Below are 3,684 nucleotides of genomic sequence, written 5' to 3'. Positions count from 1 at the left end.
CGCGTACGGTGTCGTCGGCGCCGGCGCTGATCAGACGTCTTCCGTCCGGGCTGAAGGCCACCTGAGCGATGGAGTCGCGGACGGACTCGTGTCGAACGCGATGAGTGCCCCGCACCGCCGGCATACGCCGTAGAGGCCGCGGTCCATGCGTTCGAGCGCCGCCTCGACCGTGGCGGCCCGCCGGTGGTCGCCCAGCGACAGGGCGGCGCCGAGCCGGTCGTGGAGCAGGGCGCGCAGCTTTTCCAGCTGCGCCAGATGCTGGTCGTAACGCTGCAGAAGGGTGTGAACTGATCTGACGTCGGCCATGACGACGACGGCTCCTTGCGTACGTGAAAGGCCATCCACGGTGAGAAGGGATGGCGATGCCGACCCCCGGCCCGGCCACGACGGGCAGGGCAGGGGTTTGCGACACCCGGGCGTGCGGGCGCGCGTACAGGAGATCGAAGAGGGGACGGCTAGATCAGCGGCGGGCTGCGTGAGCCCGTGGCGCGGTGCCCGACCTGCTGGGGATCGCGGATCGCGGCCGAGTCGAGGCCCGGCGCGGGCAGCAGCGGGACGTGGGCGGCCTCGGTGGCGCGCTCACCGCGCAGCGCCAGCCACAGCACGTGGTGCTCGCGGACGCTCGCGTTCTGCGGCGGCAGGCTCGACAGCTGCCCGTCGCCCGCCCCCGGCACCCAGGTCTGCCCGGCCGCGGCCGGACGGTGTGCGGGGTCGCCACCGTGCCAGGCGGGAAGCGAGCCGATCATCAGCAGGGACAACAGGACCAGGCCCACCACGCCCGTGAACGTGGCGGACCCGCGTGGTGTTCTCCACGGTCCCGTCATACGGCCGACCATAGCCCAGCCCGCGCGGAAAGGCACACGCCCTCACCAGCCAGATCACCGAGGCGGGGCTCCGGCGGTGGTTCCGGGGTACGGTGACCCCGGAACCACTGTCCGCCCCGAGCCCCGGCTTGGGACGAGGGAGAGGAGGACTCGTGCGCACCCGCCTGGCCGCCGCGCTCGTCCTCCTGCTGCACCTTTTCGCGCCGGTCGGCGGGAACGGCTCCCTCGCGCGTCCGTCCGATCCGTCGATCCAGGCCGTCGAGGCCGTCCTCACCCACTTCGTCCAGGCCGCGGGACACGACCAGACCGTCCAGGCCGCGGAACACCCCCGGATCGCCCAGACCGCGGAACACCCCCGGATCGTCCAGGCCGCGGAACACCCCCGGATCGTCCAGGCCGCGGGACACCCCCGGGAGGAGCGGGCGTCCCGCGGGCACCCGCCCGCCATGGCGGCGGCCGGGTCCGGCGGCCTGGCGGTGCTGCCCGGCGCGGCCGTCCCCGTACCGAACTCGCCGGGGGCGGCCGTCGTGGCCGCCCTCCGGCAGCCCTGCCCGACGCCGGACCGCCGCGCGGCGCCGGCTCGCGCGCCTCCCGCCTCCACGCGCTGACGCTCGTTCCCGTTCGTCGACGAAGCCCGTGGAGGCTCCCATGTCACGTGCGCCCGTGTGGCGCGCGGTGGTCGCGTGCGCCGTCATCGCCACCGCATTCATCCTCGCGTTCACCCTCTCGCCGCGCCTCGGACTCGACCTGCGCGGCGGCACCCAACTCGTGTTCGAGACCCACGACTCCCCCACCGCCAAGGCCGACGCCGAGGCCACCGACCGGGCGCTGGACGTGCTCGGGCGCCGGGCCGACGCGCTCGGGGTCGTCGATCCCACGCTCGTGCGCTCCGGCGAGCGGCGGATCATCGTGGAACTGCCCGGCGTGCTCGACCCGCGCCAGGCCGCCGAGGTCATCGGCAAGACCGCCCAGCTCGCCTTCCATCCCGTACGCGGCGTCGCCGGCCCCCGGGCCGATGCCCGGGAAGATCCCGCCCAGGAGGTCGTCCTCCCCGACGAGTCCGGGACGCGGCTGCGGCTCGGCCCCGCCGCCGTCAGCGGCGACGGGGTGACCGACGCGGCCGCCCGCAGCGACCCCCAGCAGGGTCCCGGCTGGTTCGTCACCGTCGACTTCCGCGACGCCGCGGCCTGGCAGCGGCTGACCGGCGCGGCGGCCTGCGAGGCGCCCGGCGACCCGAAACGGCGGGTCGCGATCGTCCTGGACCGCGAGATCATCTCCTCGCCGCAGGTGGACCCGTCGGTGGCCTGCCGGGCCGGCATGCCGGGCGGATCCACGCGGATCACCGGCTCGTTCACCCAGCAGGAGGCGAACGACCTCGCCGTGCTCGTCAAGGGCGGCGCCCTGCCGGTGCCGCTGACGCTGGTCGAGCAGCGCACCGTCGGCCCCACGCTGGGGGCGCAGGCCATCGAGGCCAGCGCCAAGGCGGGCGTGGCCGGGCTGGTGCTCACCACGCTGTTCATCGTCGTCGTCTACCGCGTGGTGGGCCTGCTCGCGGCCGTGGCGCTGGCCGTCTACGGGCTCATCTCGTACGCGGCGCTGCTCGCGCTCGGCGCGACGCTCACGCTGCCGGGGCTGGCCGGGTTCGTGCTCGCGATCGGCATGGCCGTGGACGCCAACGTCCTGGTCTTCGAACGCGCCCGCGAGGAGTTCGGCCGGCGGCCGGGCCGGGGCCTGCGGGCGGCCCTGGACCGTGGCTTCCGGCACGCCTGGAGCGCCATCGCCGACTCCGGCATCACCACGTTGCTGGCCGCCGGCCTGCTGTTCTGGCTGGCCTCGGGGCCGGTGCGCGGGTTCGGCGTCACCCTGGCCATCGGCGTGCTGGCCTCGCTCGTCTCGGCCATGCTCATCACCCGGGTCCTCGTCCACCTCGTGGCCGGACGGCTGAACCCGCGCGTGTCCGGTCTGGGCGGCATCGGGTGGATCAGGACGTGGGTCGGCAGGCGCGGCCCGGACCTGATGGCGCGCGGCCGGCTCTGGCTCGGCCTCGCGGGCGCGCTCACCGCCGCCGCCGTCGCGGGCCTGGTCCTGCACGGGCTGAACGTCGGGGTGGAGTTCACCGGGGGGCGTCTGGTCGAGTTCGCCGCGAGCCGGCCGGTGGGCGCCGAGGCGGCCCGGCAGGTCGTGACCGCCGCCGGGCATCCGCAGGCCGTGGTGCAGGTCGCCGGTGAGGCGATCACCGTGCGGACCGGGCAGATCACCGCGGACGAGGTGGCCGGCCTGGAGCGGGCCCTCGACTCCGGGCTGGGCGAGGTGGCCAAGCAGCGCGACGAGCTGATCGGCCCCAGTCTGGGCGAGGAACTGCGCCGCAACGCGTTCGTCGCCCTCGGTGTGGCGCTCGGGGCGCAGCTCGTCTACCTGGCGGTCAGGTTCCGGTGGACGTTCGGGGCCGCCGCCGTGCTGGCGCTGGTGGTGGACGCGGCGGCCGTCGTGGGCGCGTTCGCCTGGCTGGGCAAGCCGGTGGACGGGGTGTTCCTGGCCGCCATGCTCACCGTCATCGGGTACTCGATCAACGACAAGGTGGTGGTGTTCGACCGGGTCCGGGAGTTGTGGAGCGCACACCGGGACAGGCCGTTCGCCGAGGTCGTCAACGGGGCGATCCTGCAGACCGTGCCGCGGACGGTCAACACCGGCATGGGCGCGCTGTTCATCCTGGTCGCCCTGGCCGTCTTCGGCGGCGACTCGCTGCGGGACTTCGCGATCGCGCTGGTCATCGGCATCGTGGCCGGGACGGCGTCCTCCGCGTTCGTGGCGGGGCCGCTGGCGGTCGAGCTGGAACGGCGTGCTGACCGGCCGCCGCCAC

4 protein-coding genes are annotated in these 3,684 nt (G+C 74.8%); 2 read left to right on the top strand and 2 right to left on the bottom strand.

Translation table 11 applies throughout. The features are described from left to right. Positions 1-30 precede the first annotated feature (30 nt). Entirely contained in the window at positions 31-306 is a 276-nt protein-coding gene (locus AB0H81_RS44240) for a hypothetical protein (RefSeq protein ID WP_358388364.1), read from the bottom strand. Positions 307-455: 149 nt separating this feature from the next. Then, on the bottom strand, positions 456-824 hold the full coding sequence (locus tag AB0H81_RS44235; protein ID WP_358388361.1) for a hypothetical protein: 369 nt from the start codon (positions 822-824) through the stop codon (positions 456-458). A 152-nt stretch (positions 825-976) separates the two neighbouring features. Here AB0H81_RS44235 and AB0H81_RS44230 point away from each other — a divergent pair, with 152 nt between their 5' ends. After that, complete coding sequence (locus tag AB0H81_RS44230) at positions 977-1,432, top strand: hypothetical protein (RefSeq protein WP_358388359.1); 456 nt, start codon at positions 977-979, stop codon at positions 1,430-1,432. A gap of 40 nt (positions 1,433-1,472) precedes the next feature. Continuing rightward, on the top strand, positions 1,473-3,684 hold a 2,212-nt coding region (gene secD, locus AB0H81_RS44225; RefSeq protein WP_358388357.1), incomplete at its 3' end, for a protein translocase subunit SecD.

The organism is Nonomuraea sp. NPDC050691 (genome assembly GCF_040654455.1).
Taxonomy (GTDB): Bacteria; Actinomycetota; Actinomycetes; order Streptosporangiales; family Streptosporangiaceae; genus Nonomuraea.
Note: the sequence above shows the minus strand (reverse complement) of the source record. Positions and strands in the feature narration are given on the sequence as shown.

Bases quoted from the DNA above. Each gene is read 5' to 3' on its own strand.
- AB0H81_RS44240 (WP_358388364.1), bottom strand. From the start codon at position 306: ATGGCCGACGTCAGATCAGTTCACACCCTTCTGCAGCGTTACGACCAG.
- AB0H81_RS44235 (WP_358388361.1), bottom strand. From the start codon at position 824: ATGACGGGACCGTGGAGAACACCACGCGGGTCCGCCACGTTCACGGGC.